The organism is Embleya hyalina, from assembly GCF_003967355.1.
GTDB lineage: Bacteria > Actinomycetota > Actinomycetes > Streptomycetales > Streptomycetaceae > Embleya > Embleya hyalina.
Map to the genome: position 1 here is coordinate 162184 of NZ_BIFH01000023.1, position 19992 is coordinate 182175.

At 72.1% G+C, this 19992-nt stretch carries 20 protein-coding genes; 16 read left to right on the forward strand and 4 right to left on the reverse strand.

Annotation, left to right across the window (positions count from 1 at the left end; translation table 11 throughout):
* Positions 1-183 precede the first annotated feature (183 nt).
* Genes folB through EMA17_RS24355 form a run of 3 tightly spaced genes read left to right on the forward strand, consistent with a single transcriptional unit; the run spans position 184 to position 1594 of the window.
* Positions 184-546, forward strand: coding sequence for a dihydroneopterin aldolase (gene folB, locus EMA17_RS24345; RefSeq protein ID WP_126639375.1), 363 nt, complete (start codon positions 184-186; stop codon positions 544-546).
* Positions 543-1133, forward strand: a complete 591-nt coding sequence (gene folK, locus EMA17_RS24350; RefSeq protein WP_126639235.1) for a 2-amino-4-hydroxy-6-hydroxymethyldihydropteridine diphosphokinase — start codon at positions 543-545, stop codon at positions 1131-1133. The genes folB and folK overlap by 4 nt, the downstream gene beginning before the upstream one ends.
* Positions 1130-1594: a DUF3180 domain-containing protein gene (locus EMA17_RS24355; protein ID WP_126639236.1), complete on the forward strand. Its 465-nt coding sequence runs from the start codon at positions 1130-1132 to the stop codon at positions 1592-1594. Before folK ends, EMA17_RS24355 begins: the two co-directional genes overlap by 4 nt.
* Positions 1595-1643: 49 nt before the next feature.
* On the opposite strand, the gene EMA17_RS24360 is transcribed toward EMA17_RS24355, so the two are convergent.
* Entirely contained in the window at positions 1644-2792 is a 1149-nt protein-coding gene (locus EMA17_RS24360; protein WP_126639237.1) for an ABC transporter ATP-binding protein, read from the reverse strand.
* Positions 2793-2960: 168 nt separating this feature from the next.
* On the opposite strand from EMA17_RS24360, the gene EMA17_RS24365 reads away from it, so the two are divergent.
* From EMA17_RS24365 to EMA17_RS51950, 4 genes are all read left to right on the forward strand, one after another.
* Entirely contained in the window at positions 2961-3701 is a 741-nt protein-coding gene (locus EMA17_RS24365) for an ABC transporter permease (protein WP_126639376.1), read from the forward strand.
* Positions 3698-4372 carry an ABC transporter permease gene (locus EMA17_RS24370; RefSeq protein ID WP_126639238.1) on the forward strand — a complete coding sequence of 225 codons (675 nt, stop codon included), beginning with the start codon at positions 3698-3700 and terminating at the stop codon, positions 4370-4372. The genes EMA17_RS24365 and EMA17_RS24370 overlap by 4 nt, the downstream gene beginning before the upstream one ends.
* Before the next feature lie 50 nt (positions 4373-4422).
* Complete coding sequence (locus tag EMA17_RS24375; protein ID WP_126639239.1) at positions 4423-5319, forward strand: ABC transporter substrate-binding protein; 897 nt, start codon at positions 4423-4425, stop codon at positions 5317-5319.
* 177 nt (positions 5320-5496) lie between these two features.
* A complete protein-coding gene (locus EMA17_RS51950; protein WP_160161535.1) occupies positions 5497-6987 on the forward strand; it encodes a hypothetical protein in 1491 nt (496 codons plus the stop codon).
* A 29-nt stretch (positions 6988-7016) separates the two neighbouring features.
* Here EMA17_RS51950 and EMA17_RS24385 read toward each other — a convergent pair whose 3' ends face one another.
* Positions 7017-8168: an NADH-quinone oxidoreductase subunit D gene (locus EMA17_RS24385; protein ID WP_126639240.1), complete on the reverse strand. Its 1152-nt coding sequence runs from the start codon at positions 8166-8168 to the stop codon at positions 7017-7019.
* Positions 8169-8238: 70 nt separating this feature from the next.
* Here EMA17_RS24385 and EMA17_RS24390 point away from each other — a divergent pair, with 70 nt between their 5' ends.
* Genes EMA17_RS24390 through EMA17_RS24400 form a run of 3 tightly spaced genes read left to right on the forward strand, consistent with a single transcriptional unit; the run spans position 8239 to position 11426 of the window.
* The gene (locus EMA17_RS24390) at positions 8239-8736 is read left to right on the forward strand and encodes a PH domain-containing protein (RefSeq protein WP_126639241.1); all 498 of its coding nucleotides are present in this window, start codon (positions 8239-8241) and stop codon (positions 8734-8736) included.
* Positions 8733-10136: a PH domain-containing protein gene (locus EMA17_RS24395; RefSeq protein ID WP_246126864.1), complete on the forward strand. Its 1404-nt coding sequence runs from the start codon at positions 8733-8735 to the stop codon at positions 10134-10136. The genes EMA17_RS24390 and EMA17_RS24395 overlap by 4 nt, the downstream gene beginning before the upstream one ends.
* A 36-nt stretch (positions 10137-10172) precedes the next feature.
* Complete coding sequence (locus EMA17_RS24400) at positions 10173-11426, forward strand: CaiB/BaiF CoA transferase family protein (RefSeq protein WP_126639242.1); 1254 nt, start codon at positions 10173-10175, stop codon at positions 11424-11426.
* A gap of 802 nt (positions 11427-12228) precedes the next feature.
* Here EMA17_RS24400 and EMA17_RS24405 read toward each other — a convergent pair.
* Entirely contained in the window at positions 12229-13182 is a 954-nt protein-coding gene (locus EMA17_RS24405) for an SAM-dependent methyltransferase (protein ID WP_126639243.1), read from the reverse strand.
* A 107-nt stretch (positions 13183-13289) separates the two neighbouring features.
* Between EMA17_RS24405 and EMA17_RS24410 the strand changes: the two genes are divergently transcribed.
* From EMA17_RS24410 to EMA17_RS24420, 3 genes are all read left to right on the forward strand, one after another.
* Complete coding sequence (locus tag EMA17_RS24410; RefSeq protein WP_126639244.1) at positions 13290-14468, forward strand: sensor histidine kinase; 1179 nt, start codon at positions 13290-13292, stop codon at positions 14466-14468.
* A gap of 118 nt (positions 14469-14586) precedes the next feature.
* Positions 14587-15819, forward strand: coding sequence for a sensor histidine kinase (locus tag EMA17_RS24415; protein WP_126639245.1), 1233 nt, complete (start codon positions 14587-14589; stop codon positions 15817-15819).
* Complete coding sequence (locus EMA17_RS24420) at positions 15816-16514, forward strand: response regulator (protein ID WP_078976573.1); 699 nt, start codon at positions 15816-15818, stop codon at positions 16512-16514. Before EMA17_RS24415 ends, EMA17_RS24420 begins: the two co-directional genes overlap by 4 nt.
* A 103-nt stretch (positions 16515-16617) precedes the next feature.
* On the opposite strand, the gene EMA17_RS24425 is transcribed toward EMA17_RS24420, so the two are convergent.
* Positions 16618-17427 carry an SDR family NAD(P)-dependent oxidoreductase gene (locus EMA17_RS24425; RefSeq protein WP_160161536.1) on the reverse strand — a complete coding sequence of 270 codons (810 nt, stop codon included), beginning with the start codon at positions 17425-17427 and terminating at the stop codon, positions 16618-16620.
* 210 nt (positions 17428-17637) lie between these two features.
* On the opposite strand from EMA17_RS24425, the gene EMA17_RS24430 reads away from it, so the two are divergent.
* The 3 genes from EMA17_RS24430 to EMA17_RS24440 all read left to right on the forward strand — a co-directional run bounded on the left by EMA17_RS24430 (position 17638) and on the right by EMA17_RS24440 (position 19956).
* Positions 17638-18096 carry a 2,4'-dihydroxyacetophenone dioxygenase family protein gene (locus EMA17_RS24430; protein WP_126639247.1) on the forward strand — a complete coding sequence of 153 codons (459 nt, stop codon included), beginning with the start codon at positions 17638-17640 and terminating at the stop codon, positions 18094-18096.
* Between the two features lie 34 nt (positions 18097-18130).
* Positions 18131-19312, forward strand: coding sequence for a cytochrome P450 (locus EMA17_RS24435; RefSeq protein ID WP_126639248.1), 1182 nt, complete (start codon positions 18131-18133; stop codon positions 19310-19312).
* Between the two features lie 206 nt (positions 19313-19518).
* Entirely contained in the window at positions 19519-19956 is a 438-nt protein-coding gene (locus EMA17_RS24440; RefSeq protein WP_126639249.1) for a hypothetical protein, read from the forward strand.
* Positions 19957-19992: the final 36 nt, after the last annotated feature.

Below are 19992 nucleotides of genomic sequence, written 5' to 3' on the forward strand. Positions count from 1 at the left end.
CGCTTCGAGGTGTCGTTCGGGTGCGTTCGAGGCACCCGGACGACGGAACCTGTCGGGACCGCTGGGTACATTCGTACCGCACAGAGGTGGTCCGGCCGTCGGCGCGACCGCCCCTCGACCGGAAGGGCGACCGACCGTTCGGGGTGCGCAGTGATGGGATACGCGCCGAGGAGGCGACTGATGCTGGACCGCGTCTCGCTGCGGGGGCTGAAGGCCCGCGGCAACCATGGAGTGTTCGCGAAGGAACGCGAAGAGGGCCAGACGTTCGTGGTCGACGTCGTGCTCGGGGTGGACACCCGGCCGGCCGCGCAGTCCGACGACCTCACCCTCACGGTCCACTACGGCGAGGTCGCCGAGGACGTGGTCGGCGTGGTCCAGGGCGACGCCGTGGACCTGATCGAGACGCTGGCCCAGCGGATCGCCGACGTGTGCCTGGCCCGCCCGCTGGTGCAGGAGGTGGAAGTGATCGTGCACAAGCCCGACGCCCCGATCACCGTCCCGTTCGACGACGTGACGGTGACCATCGTGCGAGGACGTGACCGATGACCGACACCTCCGCCGCCCGGACCCCGCGCGAGCCCGCCCCGGAGCACCCCGCCGAGACCACCGCGCAGCGCGCGCGGCTGTCCTGGAGCCGGGTCGTGCTCGCGCTCGGCAGCAACCTGGGTAACCGGCTCGAGACCCTGCAGGGCGCGATCGACGAGATCGCCGACACCCCCGGGGTGACCCTGCAGCGGGTGTCCCCGGTCTACGAGACCGACCCGGTGGGCGGTCCCGAGCAGGGCACCTACTTCAACGCGGTGGTCGAGGTGCGCACGCTGCTCACCCCGGATCTGATCCTGGAGCGCGCCAACTCGATCGAGGAGGCGTTCCAGCGGGTCCGGGTCGAGCGCTGGGGGCCGCGCACACTCGACGTGGACGTGATCTGGTTCGAGCACGTGACCCGGGACGACCCGCGGCTGACCCTGCCGCATCCGCGCGCGCACGAGCGTTCGTTCGTGCTCGCGCCCTGGTACGACATCGACCCCGAGGCGGAACTGCCGGGCCACGGCCCGATCGCCGACCTGCTCGCGCGGGTGGGCCCGGCCGGCGTGCACCGCCGTGACGATCTGGAGCTGACCGCAGACCGATGAAGCCCACGCGCCCGCTCGTCCTGCTCGCCCTCGCGCTGGGGGCGGGCGGCATCGCGTATGCCGGAATCGACCTGTGGGACTCGCGCGGGACACCGCCCGTGGTCCCGATCCTGGCGCCCATCGTGCTGTTGTGCCTGGCCGCGGTCGCGCTGGCCACCGCGTTGTCGCTGCGCTCGCGGTTGAAGGCGCAGCGCGAGCGGCGCCCGAACGCGCGCGCGGTGGACCCGCTGGTCGCCGCGCGCGCGGTGGTCTTCGCCAAGGCGGGCTCGCTCGTCGGCGCCCTGGTGGTGGGCGTGTACGGCGGCTACGCGCTCTACCTCTCGCACTTCCTGGAGGTCACCGAGCGCTCCGCACAGGCCCAGCGGTGCGCGTTCGCGGTGGGCGCGGGCGTGCTCCTGGTCGGCGGGTGTCTGTTCCTGGAGCGCATACTGCGCGTGCCCGAGGATCCCGAGGACAAGTGAATCGGGGGCCGGTACCCACCATCCGGTAGGCGGTGGGCCGCCGGCCGGCTCACCCCTCGATGGTGTCCAGGACGACGTCGGCCGGCGGGATGTCCCGCTCCTCGGCGCCGATCGACCGCCGCAGCGCCTCGTGCAGCCGTGCCGGGGTCAGCACGCCGACGAACCGGTCGCCGTCCACCACCGCGACCCAGCCGGCGTCGTGCTGCAACATCTCGCCGAACGCCTGCTTGAGCGAGGCGTGCACGGGCACCCACGCCTCCATCCGCCGGGCCCGGTCGCGCACCGTGCCGGTGCCCACCCGGTCGTCCACCCAGCCGTGCAGATCGCCCGCGTCGTCGAGCACCACCGCCCAGCGCGAGCCGGCCGCGCGCAACTTCGCCAGCGCCTCCGGCATCGGGTCGTCCAGGCGCACGATCGGCGGGAGTTCGAGGTCGTCGGGGGTGATCTCGGTCACCGACAACCGCTTGAGCCCGCGGTCGGCGCCGACGAAATCGGCGACGTAGTCGTTGGCGGGCGCGCCGAGCACGCTGGAGGGCGTGTCGAACTGCTCGATCCGACCGCCCATCGAGAACACCGCCATCCGGTCGCCGAGCCGGACCGCCTCCTCGATGTCGTGGGTGACGAACAGGATCGTCTTGCGCAACTCCTGCTGGAGGCGCAGGAACTCGGTCTGCAGGTGCTCGCGTACCACCGGGTCCACCGCGCCGAACGGCTCGTCCATCAGCAGCACCGGCGGGTCGGCCGCGAGCGCGCGGGCCACGCCGACCCGCTGGCGCTGGCCGCCGGAGAGCTGGTGCGGGTAGCGGTCGCCGAGTTTGGCCGGGTCCAGGCCGACCAGCTCCAGGAGTTCGACGCCGCGCGCCTTGGCCTTCCTCCGGTCCCAACCCAGCAGGCTCGGCACGGTGACGGTGTTCTCCAGCACGGTGCGGTGCGGGAACAGGCCACCGGACTGGATCACGTAGCCCATCCGCCGGCGCAGCTTGACCGGGTCGGCCCGGGTGATGTCCTCGTCGTCCAGGAAGATCCGCCCGGACGTGGGCTCGATCAGCCGGTTGACCATCTTCATCGTGGTGGTCTTGCCGCAGCCGGACGGGCCGACCAGGGTGACCAGCTCGCCCGTGGCGACGTCCAGGGACAGGTCCGCCACCGCGTCGGTGCCGTCGGGGTACCGCTTGGTGACGCGGTCCAGCCGGATCATGGGGCCCTCCGGGGGCGTGGCAGGCGGTCGTGGCAGGTGTCCGGAGACCCGAGTGTTTCCCGGCCCCCAGGGGAGGCAACGTACCCGGGCACCCTTGCCGGCACACCGGGTGTGTCCGCCGTCACGGGCATGCGTGTCGGAGCGCCGGGGTACTGTCCGCCCGTGATTGTGGCCTCCGGTGACTGCCTGAAGCGCAACTCGTGGGTCTGCGGGAAGTACTTCGACGAGTACTCCGGGGAAATCACCACGGCGTTGCGCGAACACGTCTATCTGACCGTCGTCTCGGTGGTGATCGGTGTTCTCGTCGCGTTCCCGATGGCCCTCGCGGCCCGGCGGTGGCGCCCGGCCGGCAGCGTGCTGCTCGGCTCCACCACGATTTTGTACACGATCCCCTCGCTGGCGATGTTCGCGATTCTGCAGCCGTTCACCGGGTTGACCGAGACCACCGTGATCATCGGTCTGGTGCTGTATTCGCTGACCATCCTGGTCCGGAACATGTTGGCCGGTCTGCGGGCGGTGCCGCCCGACGTGGTCGAGGCGGCGAAGGGGATGGGCTACGGGCCGGGACGACTGCTCTTCCAGGTCGAACTGCCGCTCGCGCTGCCCGCGATCATGGCGGGCGTGCGGGTCGCCACGGTGTCCACGGTCGCGCTCACCACGGTCGGCGCGATCGTCGGCTCCGGCGGCCTCGGCAATCTCATCTACTCGGGCATCGACACGCTGTTCAAGGCACAGGTGCTCACCGCGTCGGTGTTGTGCGTGGCGCTGGCGATCGTGGCCGACCTGCTGTTGCTGGGCGTACAGCGGTTGTTGACGCCGTGGGAGCGGGCGGGCGGCCGCAAGCGGCGGTTGCCGTTCGTGTCCGCGCCGACCGCCGAGGTGGACACACGAGCGGGGGCGGCGGCGTGACCGTACTGGGAGACGCCTGGGACTGGTTGGCCGACGGCGCGAACTGGAGCGGCGAGAGCGGGGTGTGGAACCGGCTCTCCGAACACGTCGTGCTGACCGTGGTGTGCGTGCTGATCTCGGTCGCCATCGCGTTGCCGATCGCGCTGTGGCTGGGCCATCTGGGCCGGGGTGGCGCGCTCGCGATCAACATCTCGAACATCGGCCGGGCCGTCCCCACGTTCGCGGTGCTCGTGCTGCTCGGGCTCAGTCCGATCGGCATGGGCGACACCGCGACGATCATCGCGCTGGTGCTGTTCGCGATCCCGCCGGTGCTCACCAACGCCTACGTCGGCATGCGCGGAGTGGACCGGGACGTGGTCGAGGCGTCGCGCGGCATGGGCATGACCGGCGGGCAGATGTTGTTCCGCGTCGAGCTCCCGCTCGCACTTCCGTTGATCATGACGGGAATTCGTACGTGTGCCGTTCAGGTTGTTGCCACGGCAACACTCGCGGCACTGGTCGCGGGGGGCGGTCTCGGGCGCATCGTCACGGCCGGTTTCGACCTGCAGGACAACGGTCAAGTAGTCGCGGGGGCCTTCCTCGTGGCCGCGTTGGCTCTGGTGGTGGAGGGCCTGTTCGCGCTCGTGCAGCGGTTCACGGCCCGGACACCGCGTGGCGGTGTGACCTCGTGAGAACGGAAAGGGCGGTGCATCGCATGCCGAAGCGGCGTGGTGGAACGGGTATGACGGTCGGTCTGGCGGCGGGACTCTCGCTGGTCTTCCTGGTGGGCGCGACGGGGTGTTCGTCCTCGGACGACGACAAGACGGTGGTCGGTTCGGCCGGCTTCACCGAGTCCGAGGTCCTGGCGCAGATGTACAAACAGCTGCTCGACAAGGGCGGGGTGAAGGCGAGCGTCAAAACGGTGAAGAACCGTGAGCTCTACGAACCCGAGCTGGAGAAGGGCAAGATCGCGGTCGTGCCGGAATACGCGGCGACCATGGCGGAATTCCTGAATCGCAAGAAGAACGGCCCCGACGCGGCGCCGGTCGCCTCGCCCGATGTGACGGCCACCGTCGCCGCGTTGAACACGCTCGCGGCTCCGGCCGGACTCAAGAGCGGCGAACCCTCGCAGGCGGTGGACCAGAACGCGTTCGCGGTGACCAAGGACTTCGCCGCGAAGTACAACCTCAAGACCCTGTCGGACCTGGGCAGGGCCGGCGTCGAGGTGAAGATCGCGGCGGGCGAGGAGTGCAAGACGCGGCCGTTCTGCGCACCGGGCCTGGAGAAGACGTACGGCATCAAGGTCTCCGGCGTGGACCCGCTCGGCGTCGGTACCACCGCCGCCAAGCAGGCGGTCAAGAACGGCAGCGACCAGCTGGTCCTGACCACCTCCACCGACGCCACCCTGGATCAGTTCGGCCTCGTGGTGCTCGCCGACGACAAGAAGCTGCAGAACGCCGACAACGTGCTTCCGGTGGTCAACTCGGGCAAGGCGGACAAGATCCTGCCGCTGGTGAACAAGCTCGCCCCGGTGCTCACCACCGAGGACCTGACCGCGTTGAACAAGCAGGTCGACGAGGACCGCAAGAAGGCGGCCGATGTGGCGAAGGCATACCTGAAGTCGAAGAACCTGATCTGATTTTTCGGTAAAGCCTCGACACCGGCAAATCCCCCGACGCCGGCCGGACTTGCGGATGGCCGGCCGGCGTTCGGGGCCACCCCCTGCGCAGTCGCCCGTACCGAGGGCGGAAAACGACACGCGCCGGCGACAGCCCCCGCACCGAGCCGAACACCGTGTGCGCGCTAACGTCTCCATATGCCCCGTGGACGCCATCGCTCGGTCTCGACCGCCACACGCATATCCCTGCTTGCCGCCATATGCGCACCGGCGCTGGTCGCCGTCGTGTTGGCGGTCGTCGCGGGGGGTGCGAACACCCTTCGAATCGCCGTGCTGCTCGGTGTGTCGTCCGCCGTCGGCGCGGTCGCGTGGGTGGTTCGCGGGAGTACCGCGCACCAGCGGCGCCTGGCCGAGGAGAGCATCGCGCGGCGTCGCGAGCGCGAGCGCATGGCCGAGGAACTGCGGTCGGCCGTCGAGCGGGCCGAGGAACACGGGCTGGTTCTGGACGTGGCCGCCGAGCATCTGACCTCGCGTCCGCAGCAGTTGACCCCCGATCTGTTCGCGCGGGCCTCGGCCGTGCTCGATCTGCTGGACCGCCGCGGCGGCGGGGACCGGCCCACGGCGCCGTCCATCGTGCCGGCCGTGCGGCGGCCTCCGGTGTCCTCGCCGGACCTGGTTCGGGCCTACGCCGCCTCGGTGTTCGGCCCGGGTGCGCGGTCGGGCGCACGGCCTCCGGTCGCGCCGGCGGCCGCGGTCGAGGCGGCCGCGAACGAGGCGGTGCGGGGCGACGAGCGGCGCGCCGCGCCCGCGGCGGGCGTGCGGGCGATGGCGGAGCCGGGTTCCGCGCCGCAGGCGGCCGGTCTGTCCCGGGCGGGCACCGCGTCCGCGCCCACGACCGCGTCGACGCCGGCGCCCGGGAGTGCGCGCGTGCCCGAGTCCGCGACCGTGCTCGGGTCCGGGGCCGTGTCCGAGACCGTGTCGGTCGAGGCCGACGCGCCGGCCGGTGCGGCCGCGCGTCCCGCGGCGCCGATCGCGCCGCCCACCGAGCTCACCCGCTACACCGAGGCCGTTCGCGCCGCCGAGCGGCCCGAGGCGGCGGCGCCCGTCGCGGAACCGCGGGTCGCCGAGGCGCCGGCCGGGGACCCCGCGGATGTACCCGCCGCGACCGAAGCCGCGGTGGAGAGCGTGCCCGTCGCCGCCGAGACCGCCGAGGTGACCCGGATGGTGCGGGACAAGGTGCTCGAGGTGACCCGTCGGGTGGCCGGCGCCGGTGCGTCCGGTCGGTTCGACTTCTTCGCGCCGCGCGCGCCCCTGGCCGAGCCCGAGGCCACCGGCTTCCTCACCGACGAATTGTTCGGCTCCGACGCGCGCTACGACGCGCTCATCGCCGGCCGCCCGCACGCGGACCGGGTCGAGCCGGCCGACGTCGCGCCCGAGGCCGACGCCCCGGCGGACCCGGTGGCCGACGACATCGAGGCCGACCGGATCGCCGACCCGGTGCCCGCCGAGGCCGAGACCCCGGCCGCACAGCCCGCACCGGCGCACCGAGGCCAGGGGGTGCGCTTCGCCCCCACCGAGCCCGGCCGGGCCCGCTCCGGCGCCGCGCGGCCCAAGCCGCTCCCGGTGGACCTCACCGCGCACGACGACACCGAGGAAATCCCCAGGATCGACATCCGCAAGCACGCCTAGGGCGCGGCGCGTCCGGTGGATCGGGTCGCCTACTTGTCGATGTCGCCGACGACGAAGAACAGCGAGCCCAGGATCGCCACCATGTCCGCGATCAGGCAGCCCGGCAGCACCTCGCCGAGCACCTGCACGTTGTTGTACGACGCCGAGCGCAGCTTGAGCCGCCACGGGGTCTTCTCGCCCCGGGACACCAGGTAGTAGCCGTTCAGGCCGAGCGGGTTCTCGGTCCACGCGTACGTATGACCCTCGGGCGCCTTGAGCACCTTCGGCAGCCGCAGGTTCACCGGCCCCTGCGGGAGGTCGTCGAGCCGGTCGCAACACGCGTCGGCGAGGTCCAGGCTCACGTGTACCTGCTCCAGCAGGCACTCGAAGCGGGCCAGGCAGTCGCCCTCCTCACGGGTGACCACGCGCAGTACGTCGGTCAGCTCGCCGTAGGCCAGGTACGGCTCGTCCCGGCGCAGGTCGAAGTCGACCCCCGAGGCACGCGCGATCGGCCCGCTGACCCCGTACGCCGCCACCACGGCGGGGGTCAGTACGCCCACGCCCCGGGTGCGGGCGCGGAAGATCTCGTTGTCGGAGACCAGGTCGTCGAGCCGGGCCAGTCGGGTGCGCACGGTCGCCACCGCGTGCCGCACCCGCCCGGTCCAGCCCGCCGGCAGGTCCTCCTTGAGGCCGCCGACCCGGTTGAACATGAAGTGCATACGACCGCCGGAGATCTCCTCCATCACCGCCTGGATCTCCTCGCGCTCGCGGAACGCGTGGAAGATCGGGGTGATCGCGCCCAGCTCCAGCGGATACGAGCCGAGGAACATCAGGTGGTTGAGCACCCGGTTCAGCTCGGCGAGCAGGGTCCGCGCCCACACCGCGCGCCGCGGCACCTCCATGCCGAGCATGCGCTCCACCGCGAGCACCACGCCCAGCTCGTTCGCGAACGCGCTCAACCAGTCGTGCCGGTTGGCGAGCATCACGATCTGCCGGTAGTCGCGAACCTCGAACAACTTCTCCGCGCCCCGGTGCATGTAGCCGACGATCGGTTCGGCGGAGACGATCCGCTCGCCGTCGAGCACGAGTCGCAACCTCAGCACGCCGTGCGTGGAGGGGTGCTGGGGCCCGATGTTGAGCACCATGTCGGTCGTGTCGAGCTGGTCGGCGCCGATACCCACGCCCACGGTCCTGGCGGTCATGGACCCTGAGTCTGCCAGTAGTCACGGCCTCCTTCGCACCCTTGTGTGCCCACCTGGGAAGGTTGCCCCTATGAAACCGGCCGACGACGCCCTGGCGCCCCCCGACCTCGACTGGCGTTCCGTTTCGGAACAGCTGTACCGGATGCGTCGGGCGCTGCTGTTCGGCGTCTGCATCCTGTTCGCGATACTCGGCGGCGGCCTGCTCGGGTGGCTGGTCGTGTGGTGGGCGGGCGCGGTGTTCGTGCTGGGCGTGGCCGGCTTCGGGGCCTGGGCGCTCCCGCTGATCCGGCGCAACCAGCGCTCGTGGCGCTACGCGGAGCGGGCCGACGACCTCCTGATCGAACACGGCGTGCTGCTGCGCAGGCTGGTGGTGGTGCCGTACGGGCGGATGCAGTTCGTGGACGTCGCGGCGGGTCCGCTGGAGCGGCACTTCGGGATCGCCACGGTGACCCTGCACACCGCGTCGGCCTCCTCCGACGCACGGGTGCGCGGCCTGCCGCCGACCGAGGCCGCGCGGTTGCGCGACCGGCTCGCGGCGCTGGGCGAGGCCCGATCGGCGGGGCTGTGACCGGCGGCGAGCGACCGGTGGAGCCGTCGGTCGAGCAGTCGGGCGATCGGTCGGGCGCGCCCACGGTCGAGCCGCGTCGGCTGCACCCGCTGACCCCGCCCGCGCGCGGCTGGGTGGTCGTCGCGGCCTGCCTCGGCGTGGTGGTGCACAACGTCAACTCCGGTTGGGCGACCCCGAGTCGGCTGATCATCGGGCTCGGCGTGCTGGTGCCGCTCGCGTTCGCCTACGGGTATCTGTCGTGGTGGTTCACCACGTTCCGGATCGAGGGCGACGACCTGCGGATCGATTCCGGGATGGTGTTCCGCCGGACCCGGCACGTGCGGCTGTCCCGGCTCCAGGCGGTCGACGTGGTGCGTCCGCTGGTGGCCCGACTGTTCGGGTTGGCGGAGTTGCAGTTGCAGGTGGCGGGCGGGGACAAGGCCGAGGCGAGTCTGTCCTACCTGGGCGAGGCCGACGCGCAGCGGTTGCGGGCCGAACTGCTCGCGCGTGCCGCCGGGGTGCGGCCGGACGTGGGGGAGGCGCCCGAGCAACCGCTGGTGGCGGTGCCGCTGTCGGCGGTGGTCGGCTCGGTACTGCTGTCGGTGGGCACGTGGGCCGCGTTGGCGCCGAGCGTGGCGATCCTGGTGTTGGCCTTCGTGCTGCACGAACTCGCCTTCGTGTTCGGGACGTTGCCGCTGTTTTTGGCCGCGTGGCAGTTCACCGCGGGCCGGGTGATCCGCAACTTCGACTTCACCGTGGCGCGCTCGCCGGACGGGTTGCGGCTGCGGCACGGGTTGCTGGAACAGCGGCATCAGACCGTGCCGCCCGGTCGGGTCCAGGCGGTGCGGATCGTGCAACCGTGGTTGTGGCGGTTGACCGGCTGGGTCCGGGTCGAGATCAACGTGGCCGGCTACGGCGGCAAGGACACGGACGCCAAGGAGACGATCCTGCTGCCGGTGGCGCCGCGCGCGGTCGCGCACGGGCTGCTCGGACAGATCCTGCCGGGTGTGGCGATCGACACGATCGAGCTGATCCCGGCTCCGCGCCGGGCCCGTTGGCACGACCCGGTGGGCTGGTCGGCCTACGCCTACGGCGCGGACGCCGAGGTGTTCGTCGCGCGCAGCGGGCGCTTCCACCGGATCCTCGATGTGATCCCGCACGCGAAGGTGCAGAGCGTACGACGCACCCAGGGGCCGTGGGAGCGCCGGTTGGGCCTGGCCACGGTGCACCTCGACTCGACCCCGGGCCCGGTACACGTGCGAGCGGCCCGACGGGACGCGGTGGAGGCGGACCGGATCGTCGCGGAACAGGCCGAACGCTCGCGTACCGGGCGTCGTGGAGCGGGCACGGAACGCTGGATCCAGGGGGCATCTGACAGCTCGTCAGGTTCCGCCTCTTCCCTCGACGGGGGCGCCGGTTAATATCTGACGCATCGTCATATTCGCAGGGAGGCAGCGATGAGTCAGGTCGAGTCGAAGGGTGGGGCCCCGCTCGCGGGGGTTCGCATCATCGAATGTTCGATGCTGGGACCGGCCGCGATCACCTCGTCGCTGGTGGACCTCGGCGCCGAGGTGATCAAGATCGAGCCGCCGCAGGGGGACTACATCCGCGACATGACGTGGCCGATCGTGGAGGGCACCTCGCTGATGCACCTCCACGTCAACCGCGGCAAGAAGTCGCTGGTACTGGATCTGCGCAAGCCCGAGGCGATCGAGACCTTCAAGGCCCTGGTCAAGGACGCCGACGCGGTGATCGAGGCGATGCGGCCGGGCGGACTGGCGCGCCGCGGGATCGGCTTCGAGGACCTGCGGAAGATCAACCCGAGGATCGTCTTCTGCACGATCTCCGGCTACGGCGCCACCGGTCCGTACCGGGACATGCCCAGCCACGGTGTGGCCTACGACACCTGGGCCGGGGTGGTGAAGCCCGCGATCGACGAGGACGGCTTCCCGTACCTGCCCGAGCACGCCTCGATCGGCATCCACGCCGGTCCGATGTTCGGCGCGCTCGGCGTGCTCGCGGGCATCATCCGGGCCCGGGCCACCGGTGAGGGCGGCATGATCGACATCGCCCAGTCGGACGCCGCCGCGTCGATGGACTGGCTGCGCAGCGAGACCTGGAAGGCGTACGAGCGGCCCGAGTCCGAGGTGACTGGGAACAAGTCGGACGGCTACGCCCGGCGGGCGCCCGGCACCGGTGGCATGGAGAAGGGTGTCCGGTACCAGATCTACGCGACGAAGGACGACCGGCACGTGCTGTTCATGGCGTCCGAGCAGTCGTTGTGGAAGAACTTCTGCGAGGCGGTGGACCGGGCCGACCTGTTCGAGCGCTGGCCCGGTTCGAAGTACGCGGACCACGCGGTCGGCAACGTCGAACTGCGCGGCATCCTCCGGGACATCTTCGCCACGCGGACCGCGCGCGAGTGGATCGAGTTCGGCAACGAGGCGAACACGCCGATCGCGCCGGTTAACACGCCGCAGACGATCGCCGAGGACCCGCAGTTCCGGCACCGGTTCCCGTGGATCGGCCAGGACCGGCTCGGCTGCGAGCAGTTGCCGTCGCCGATCAAGTTCGTCGGCGAGACGCTTCCAGTGCCGGAGCGGGCGCCGACGGTGGGCGAGCACAGCGCCTCCGTCCTCGCGGACCTGCTCGGTTACGACGAGGCCAAGATCGCCGAACTCCGCGCGGCGGGCGCGCTCGGCACGAGCTGAGCCGCCCCGGCGCGGGCCCGGCCCCCGACACGGGCCTCGAACGCCGGCCGGGCTTGTGCGGTCGGGTCGGGCCCGTGCGTCGGTTGGGCCGGGGTGGCCTCAAACGCCGGCCGGGCTGGGTGGGCGCGTCCGTGCGCGGGCCTCGAACCCCGGCCGGGCCGGGGCGGGCTTGTGCGGTCGGGTCGGGTTCGTGCGTCGGTCGGGTTGGGGTGGCCTCAAACGCCGGCCGGGCTGGGTGGGCGCGTCCGTGCGCGGGTCTCGAACGTCGGTCGGGCCGGGGCGGGCTTGTGCGGTCGGGTCGGGTTCGTGTGTCGGTTGGGCTGGGGTGGCCTCAAACGCCGGCCGGGCTGAATGGGCGCGCCCATGGGCGGGTCTCGAACGTCGGTCGGGCCAGGGCGGGCTTGTGCGGTCGGGTCGGGTTCGTGTGTCGGTTGGGCCGGGGTGGCCTCAAACGCCGGCCGGGCTGGGTGGGCACGCCCATGGGTGGGCCTCGAACGTCGGTCGAGCCGGGTCGGGCTCGTGTGTCGGTTGGGTTGGGGTGGCCTCGAATGCCGGCCGGGCCGGGTGGGGTGTGCTTGGACTGTGGGGGCGTGGCCGGGTTGGGTTCGTGCCTCCGGGCCCGTGCGCTGCCGGCCCCAACCCGGCTTGGTTTCACGCGCGAGCCTCGTGCGCGTGGGGCATGCTCCGGGTCGGTCGGCGGGCTGCCTGTCGCGTGTGGTTTTCGCCTTCGGCTCCGGCTTGGCCCCAGGTGCTGTTCGGTTCGGGCCGGCCTTTGCGCGGTCCGTCCCGGCTCGGCTGTGGGTTACGGGGTGGGGGCTGTTTGGGTTAGCCAGTGGAAGTCGCCGAGGCCGCCTCGGGCGGTGAGTTCGCCGGCTTCGCCCGCGTCGCGGAGTGCGGACAGGTAGGCGGTCGGGTCGGTGCGGGCGAGCTCGTAGGGCGGGCGCCGCCCGGTCACGCCCAGCGCGCGCAACGCGTGCCGCTGGGTGGTCAGCACCGTGCCGCCCGCCCCCGCGGCCTCGCCCGCCGCCGCCACCGCGTCCATCGCCACGTGGCACGTCACGTCGCACGTGCCGTCCGGCACCGGAGGCACCTGGCGGCCCTGCCGATACCCCGCGAGCGACCCGTACGGCGGCCGCCCCTCGCCCACGTGCCCGTAGTCGATCGCGACCGCGACCCCCCGCTCCAGCCGCCCGACCGCCCGCGCCCACGCCGCGTCCCGGGGCGCGCCGATCTCCGCCCGCCGCCCCGGCCGCGCGTCCCCCAGCGGCCACCAGCGCTCCAGCCAGCGCGCGTCCTCGCCGCCGACCGGCGCGCCGAGCCGCTCGTGACCGGTGCGTACGTCCACCTCGACCACCCGCGCCACCCCGCGCGCGTCCACTTCGACCACGTCGACGGGGATGTTGTCCAACCACTCGTTGGCGACCAGCAGCACATTCCGGCCGGCCGGGATCTCCGGCCCCCACCCGATCGACGGCGGCAACCCCTCGGGGCGGTCGGCGACGTCGACGCCGACCGACGCCAGGTGCGGCGCGATCCGGTACAGCGCGATCAACAACTCGCCCCGCCCCGCGCCCACGTCCACCACGGTGTCCAGGCCCGAGGTCGCCGCGAGCTCCGCCAGCGCCCGGGCGAACAGCGGGGAGGCGTGTACCGAGGTCCGGAAATGCCCGGCCGGGCCCTCGGCCCGGCGGTAGAAGCCCTCGGCTCCGTACAGCGCCCGACGGGTGGCTTCCTGCCAGGTCAGCCATCGTTCCATCGCACTCGACGGTACCGGCCCGCCGACGCTGCCGTGCGATCGAGGTCGGGTCCGTGGCGATCCGTCCGGAGTGTGGGCGAACGTGTGTGCCCGTCTACCCTTCCTGTGTGCATCACCTGTACGCCTGGCTCCGGAGACGCCCCCTGCTCGTGGACGGAGCGTGGGCGCTGCTGCTGCTCATGTTCGGCGTGTTCGAGGTGATCATCGATCAACCCGGCCCGCCCGACGTACCGCACCTGGTCGCGCTCGGCGCGATGTCGCTGGTGCTGCTGATCCGGCGGCGCAATCCCACCCTCGCGCTGGTGGCCACCCTCGTGATCGGGGTCTTCCAGCTCTTCGACGACGTGGCGCCCGGCCTGGAGGCGCTGGCGATGCCCGCGATCGCCTACAGCGCCGCCGCGTACAGCCCGCGCTGGGCCTCGCGTACCGCGCTGGTCGGCGGCGTGCTCGCGCCGATCGCGGCGGTGCTGCGCTGGTGGGACAACCCGGACGTGGGGATGACCGGGGTGGTCTTCTTCACGCTGCTGCTGATGGGCCCGTTCGTGATCGCCTGGGTGCTGGGCGATTCCATGCGCACCCGGCGGGCCTACTACATGGAGCTGGAGGACCGGGCCGATCGACTGGAGCGCGAGCGGGACCAGCAGGCGCAGATCGCGGCGGCCGGCGAGCGGGCCCGGATCGCGCGCGAACTGCACGACGTGGTGGCGCACAACGTGTCGGTGATGGTGGTCCAGGCCGACGGCGCCGCCTACGCGCTCGACAGCGCGCCCGAGCTGACCCGCGAGGCGCTGGGCACGATCTCCTCGACCGGACGCGAGGCGCTGGCCGAAATGCGTCGCCTGCTCGGCGTGCTGCGCTCGCAGACCGAGACCGACACCTACGTCCCGCAACCGGGCGTGGAACAGCTGGAGGACCTCCTCGACCGGGTCCGCAGCGCCGGCCTCCCGGTCGACCTGACCGTGCAGGGGGTGCCGGTCGAGCTGTCCCAGGGCGTGGCGCTGACCGTGTACCGGATCGTCCAGGAGGCCCTGACCAACACCCGCAAACACGGCGGCCCGAACGTCAAGGCGCTGGTGCGGCTGCGCTACCTGGGCGACGACGTCGAGCTGGACGTCGGCGACGACGGGCGCGGCGCGGCGGCGCCCGGCGACGGGATGGGGCACGGCCTGGTCGGCATGGGCGAGCGGGTCGCGATGTTCGGCGGCCGGCTGGAGACCGGGCCCGCGCCCGGCGGCGGTTGGCAGGTGCGCGCGCTGCTGCCGGTACGACCCGCGGACGGTGCCTGAACCGATCCGGCCGGCCTCCGGGGCGAGACGTGCCCGGCGCGGGGTGCGACTTGTGGCGGAGGGATGATTCGGTAAGTCGGTGGACGCGCGTCGGGCGGGGCCCACGTAGCGTCGAAGTGTGCAACGAATCTACGCGTGGCTGCGAGCACACCCTTTGTGGGTCGACTCGGTGTGCACGATTCCGGTCTTCGGCCTCGGTGTGCTTCAGATCTTCTCCGACGGCTCGGGCTCGGACGCCCCCACATGGTGGTGGCTGCTCCTCACCACGCTGCTCAGCCTGGGCATGATGCTGCACCGGGTGCGCCCGTTCACCGCCACCGCGCTGGTCGTGGTCGGCGGGTTGATGCAGCTGGTCTGGGACAACACGATCACCGCCGCCAACTACGCGATGCTCGTGTCGTTGTACACCGCCGCCAAATCGGGCCCGCGCTGGCTCTCCCGGGCCGGCCTGGCGATGACCCTGATCGGGCCGGCCGTACTGCTCGCCCGGTTCCCCTCCTCGGCCGAATCGTCGTTCAAGGCCAACCTCTTCGGCCTGACGTTCACCGTGGTCCTGCTCGCCATCGCGTGGGTGCTGGGCGATTCGATGCGCACCCGGCGGGCGTTCTACGCCGAGTTGGAGGAGCGGGCCACCCGGCTGGAGTTCGAGCGCGACCAGCAGGCGCAGATCGCCGCCGCGGCCGAGCGGGCCCGGATCGCCCGCGAGTTGCACGACGTGGTGGCGCACAACGTGTCGGTGATGGTGGTGCAGGCCGACGGCGCGGCGTACGCGATCGACGCGGCGCCGGATCGGGCCCGCGAGGCGCTGGGCACGATCGCGGCGACCGGGCGCGAGGCGCTGGCCGAGATGCGCCGCCTCCTGGGCGTGCTGCGCTCGCAGGCCGAGACCGGGGCGTACGTGCCGCAGCCCGGCGTCGAGCAACTCGACGAACTGGTCGAGCAGGTGCGCACCACGGGCCTCAACGTCGAACTGACGGTCGCGGGGGTGCCGGTCGAATTGCCGCAGAGCGTGGCGCTGACCGCGTACCGGATCGTCCAGGAGGCCCTGACCAACGCCCGCAAGCACGGCGGCCCCGACGTCACCGCGAAGGTCGGTGTCGGCTACGGGGAGGCCGGCCTGGAGATGGAGATCAGCGACGACGGGCGGGGCGCGGCGGCGCCGGGCGACGGGATGGGGCACGGCCTGGTCGGCATGCGCGAGCGGGTCGCGATGCTGGGCGGCCGGTTGCGGACCGGTCCCACCGTCGGCGGCGGGTGGTCGGTCAGTGCGATGCTGCCCTACGCCGGCCGGCCCGATTCCTCGCCCGCCGCCGCAGGCCCGTCCCGAACGACTCTTCAAGGAGCCCAGTGAGCATCAAGGTGATGCTGGTAGACGACCAGGAATTGTTGCGGACCGGCTTCACCATGGTGTTGCAGGCGCAGCCGGACATGAGCGTGGTGGCCGAGGCCGGCGACGGCGTCGAGGCGCTCGACAAGCTTCGGCACGTGGACGTCGACGTGGTCCTGATGGACGTGCGGATGCCGCGGATGGACGGCGTCGAGGCGTGCCGACGGATCTGCGCGGACGGCGGGGAGAACGCCCTGGTGCTGCCCGAGGGCCGGGTGCGGCCCAAGGTGCTCATGCTGACCACCTTCGACCTCGACGAGTACGCGTTCGCCGCGCTCAAGGCCGGGGCGAGCGGCTTCCTGCTCAAGGACGTGCCGCCGCCGGAGCTGCTGTCCGGCATCCGCGCGGTGGCCTCGGGCGACGCGGTGGTGGCGCCGAGCACGACCAAGCGCCTGCTCGACCGGTTCGCGCCGATCCTGCCCAGCGACCACGAGCCCCGCCCGGACGTGGTGGACGCGCTGACCGAGCGCGAGCTGGAGGTGATGATGCTGGTCGCCCAGGGCCTGTCCAACGCGGAGATCGCCCAGCGGCTGTTCCTGTCCGAGGCCACCATCAAGACCCACGTCGGTCGGATCCTGATGAAGCTCGGGCTGCGCGACCGGGTCCAGGTCGTGGTGCTCGCGTACGAGACCGGCCTGGTCAAGGCCCGCGGCCGATAGCGTCCCGGGCGCGCGGGCCGACCGCCCGGCCCGCGCGCCCGATCGGCTCCCTCGGGCGGCTCGGTCGGCGGCTCGGTCGTCCGGCTCGGGCGGCTCGGCTCGATCAGTCGGTGTAGAAGCCGCCGTCCGGGTGCAACATCTCGCCGGTGAAATAGGACGACTGGTCGCTCGCCAGGAACAGCGCCGCGTTGGCCACCTCGCGCGCGGTGCCCATCCGGCCCAGCGGCACGCTGCCGAGCAGCCGCTGCTCCAGTTCCGGCACGCCGCGCAGGACCGCGGTCATGTTGGTCTCGATGAAGCCCGGGCCGATCGCGTTGACCCGGATCCCGGCCGGGCCGAGCGCGAGGGCGGCCTGCTTGGTCAACATCCACACGCCCGCCTTGGACACCGCGTAGCCGGGGCCGCCGGTCTCGGGGTGACGCGCCGCGATCGAGGCGACGGTGATGATCGAGCCGCGCCGGCCCTGGGCGACCATCCAGCGGGCGGCGGCCTGGACCGCGAGGAGCGTGCCGGTCAGGTTCACGTCCAGCACCCGCTGCCACTCGGCGAGCGGGCTGTCGGTGAACCGCCTGATCGGGTCCGACTCGACCGGGGCGGCCCGCCGGCGCCGGCCGCCGACGTGGTCGGCCGTGGTGATGCCCGCGGCGGTGACCAGCACGTCGATCGCGCCGAACGTGTCGATCGCGTGCTGCATCACCGTTCCGGTGTCGGTCGGACTGCTGGGGTCGGTGTGCATGTAGGTGGCCCGTCGGCCGCGCTTCTCGACCGCCTCGATGGTGTCCATCGCGGCCTCGTCGCGCACGTCCGCGACCACGATGTCGGCGCCCTCCTCGGCGAAGCGCTCACAACACGCGCGGCCGATCCCGTCGGCGCCGCCGGTGACCACGGCGACCCGTCCGTCGAGCTGTCCCATCTCCGCTCCCCATCCCCTGTACCCGTCCCCTGTGCCCGTCGCCGCACGTGTTCCCGCGCGTACGCGTGCGATCGATGGTGTTGCCCATCCTGCGCGGCCCTCGAAACTCGGCGCCGTTCGAGGCATGCTGTTACACCGTTACAGACGTGCTGTCGCGCCGCCGCGGACGCGGCGCCCGTCCGGGGGACCCGCCATGACCAAGGAGATCGCATGACCACCACCGCACCCGGCCGCCCCGCCGTCCACCTCGGCGCCGACGATCTGCCGTTCGTCGACATCGGCGGCGGCAACAAGCTCAAGGTGTTGTGCGTCAAGGAGGAGGAGGGCCTGTGGATCGTGGAGAACGTCTTCCAGCCCGGCTTCGCCGTGGAGACGCACCGGCACACCGGACCCGTGTACGGCTACACCACCTCGGGCGCGTGGAAGTACGCCGAGTACGACTACGTCAACCGGGCCGGCTCGTTCCTGTACGAGCCCGCCGGTTCGGTGCACACGCTCACCTGCGTCGAGCCGGACACCCGGGTCTGGTTCCAGATGTACGGCGCCAACCTCAACCTGGACGCGGACGGGAACATCACCTCGGTGACCGACGGTCCCGGCACGCTGCGGGCCTACCGGGCGCTGTGCGAGGCGCAGGGTTTCGGCCGGCCGAACGTGCTGGTGGGTTGAGGATGTCCGCGAGCCGAGGTCGCGAGGGGGCACGATGACCGCCACCGCCGAGCGGGCCGAACCGGACCTGTACCGCCCCGAGCGGTACGTGGACGGCCCGCCGCACGCGCTGTTCGCCGAGTTGCGCCGGACCCGGCCGGTGTACTGGCAGGACATCCCGGGGCAGCCGGGCTACTGGGCGGTGCTTCGGCACGCCGACGTCGAGTACGTGTCGCAGCACCCCGAGATCTTCTCCGCCGAGGCCGGCGGGATCCTCGTCGAGGACCTCGAACCGGACCGCCTGGAGGCGCTGCGCGGCACGCTGCTCTCGATGGATCCGCCGCGGCACCGGGCCTACCGCAAGCCGCTGGTCAAGTCCTTCACCGCGCGGGTCGTCGGCGGCATGGAGGACCGGATCCGGGCCATCTGCCGGGAGATCCTGACCCGGGTGGGCGGCGGCGAGGTCGAGTTCGTGCACGACGTCACCTCCGGGCTGCCCACCCAGGTGATCGGCGAACTGATGGGCCTGCCGGTCGCGGACTGGGACCACATCCACGCGCTCGCCGAGCGCAACACGGCGGGCGAGGGCGGCACGGCGGCGATCGAGATGGCCCGCTACGCCATGGGCTTCGCGGCACGGCGCCGGATCGAGGAGCCGAGGGCGGACATCACGTCGCTGATCCTGGAGTCCGAGTTCGACGGCAGGATGATGACCGACCTCGACTTCGGCCGGTTCTTCGTGCAATTGGTGACCGCGGGCAACGACACCACCAAGACGATGCTCTCCGCCGGACTGGACGCGCTGCTCGCCCACCCCGACCAGCTCGCCGCGCTGCGCGCGGATCGTGCGCTGGTGCCGGGCGCGGTGGAGGAGATCCTGCGCTGGGCCAACCCGCTGCACTATTTCCGCCGCACCGCCACCCGGGACACCGAACTGCGCGGTGTGCGGATCGCGGCGGGCGAGAAGGTGGCGATGTACTACACCTCGGCCAACCGCGACGAGGAGGTCTTCGCCGACCCGCAACGCTTCGACATCACCCGCAGGCCCAACCCGCACCTGTCGTTCGGCTTCGCCGAGCACTTCTGCCTGGGCGTGCACATCGCCCGACTGGAGGGCCGGGTGTTCTTCGAGGAGCTGCTCGCGGCGCATCCCGTGATCGAGCGGACCGGCGAGCCCGAGCGGTTGTGCTCCAACCTCAACAACGCGCTCACCCGGTTGCCGGTGCGGCTGGGGTAGCGACCGGCGACCGAGGGTGACCCCGGGCGGGCCGTGCCCGTCCGGGGTCTCGGCATGCGCTTTTTCCCGGGACAGGCATGCGACACCGGTCGAAAGGGGACACATAGACGATCGACTCGGGGAAGGCGAAGAGGGCCGAATCCTCGCACCTGGTCCGCACTGGTTCGTACTCGGTTTCATCGACACCGGTCTCCGGGAGGCTCCCCATGGGCAGCCGTCAACTGGTCATACGCGCGGGACGCCGTTGTGCGCTCGCGGTCGCCGCAGTCGGGATCGTCGCGGCGGCCGGGGCCCTGGACGCCGGCCCGGCTCCCGCCCCGTCACCCGAGCGCAGTAGCGCGGTCGCGTCCGTGGAATCCGCCCCCCGGGGCACCGACGCGACCCCGTCCGCCTACTCGCTGCAGACCCAGGGCGGTCCGCGCAGCGTGCGGGTCGCGCGGGTGGTCACCGGCACGATGCTGCTGACCGGCCTCGTGCTCACCGCGATCGGCGCGATCGGCATGCGCGGACCGGAGCTGATCCGCCGCAAGGTCGCCCTGCGGGCCTCCTACGCGGCCGGCGCCTCCCGCTACCGGTGGTCCGCGCCGAGTCCGCGGCCGGCCCACCCGCCGACCATCCCGGGGACCGGCCCGCCCGGCGCGTGAGTACCCTGATCGGGCCAGTACTCGTCCGGTACCCGC

Bases quoted from the DNA above. Each gene is read 5' to 3' on its own strand.
- EMA17_RS24390 (WP_126639241.1), top strand. From the start codon at position 8,239: ATGAAACCGGCCGACGACGCCCTGGCGCCCCCCGACCTCGACTGGCGT.
- EMA17_RS24375 (WP_126639239.1), top strand. From the start codon at position 4,423: ATGACGGTCGGTCTGGCGGCGGGACTCTCGCTGGTCTTCCTGGTGGGC.
- EMA17_RS24355 (WP_126639236.1), top strand. From the start codon at position 1,130: ATGAAGCCCACGCGCCCGCTCGTCCTGCTCGCCCTCGCGCTGGGGGCG.
- EMA17_RS24430 (WP_126639247.1), top strand. From the start codon at position 17,638: ATGACCACCACCGCACCCGGCCGCCCCGCCGTCCACCTCGGCGCCGAC.
- EMA17_RS24400 (WP_126639242.1), top strand. From the start codon at position 10,173: ATGAGTCAGGTCGAGTCGAAGGGTGGGGCCCCGCTCGCGGGGGTTCGC.
- EMA17_RS24360 (WP_126639237.1), bottom strand. From the start codon at position 2,792: ATGATCCGGCTGGACCGCGTCACCAAGCGGTACCCCGACGGCACCGAC.
- EMA17_RS24405 (WP_126639243.1), bottom strand. From the start codon at position 13,182: ATGGAACGATGGCTGACCTGGCAGGAAGCCACCCGTCGGGCGCTGTAC.
- EMA17_RS24440 (WP_126639249.1), top strand. From the start codon at position 19,519: ATGGGCAGCCGTCAACTGGTCATACGCGCGGGACGCCGTTGTGCGCTC.
- EMA17_RS24425 (WP_160161536.1), bottom strand. From the start codon at position 17,427: ATGGGACAGCTCGACGGACGGGTCGCCGTGGTCACCGGCGGCGCCGAC.
- folK (WP_126639235.1), top strand. From the start codon at position 543: ATGACCGACACCTCCGCCGCCCGGACCCCGCGCGAGCCCGCCCCGGAG.
- EMA17_RS24385 (WP_126639240.1), bottom strand. From the start codon at position 8,168: ATGACCGCCAGGACCGTGGGCGTGGGTATCGGCGCCGACCAGCTCGAC.
- EMA17_RS51950 (WP_160161535.1), top strand. From the start codon at position 5,497: ATGCCCCGTGGACGCCATCGCTCGGTCTCGACCGCCACACGCATATCC.
- EMA17_RS24435 (WP_126639248.1), top strand. From the start codon at position 18,131: ATGACCGCCACCGCCGAGCGGGCCGAACCGGACCTGTACCGCCCCGAG.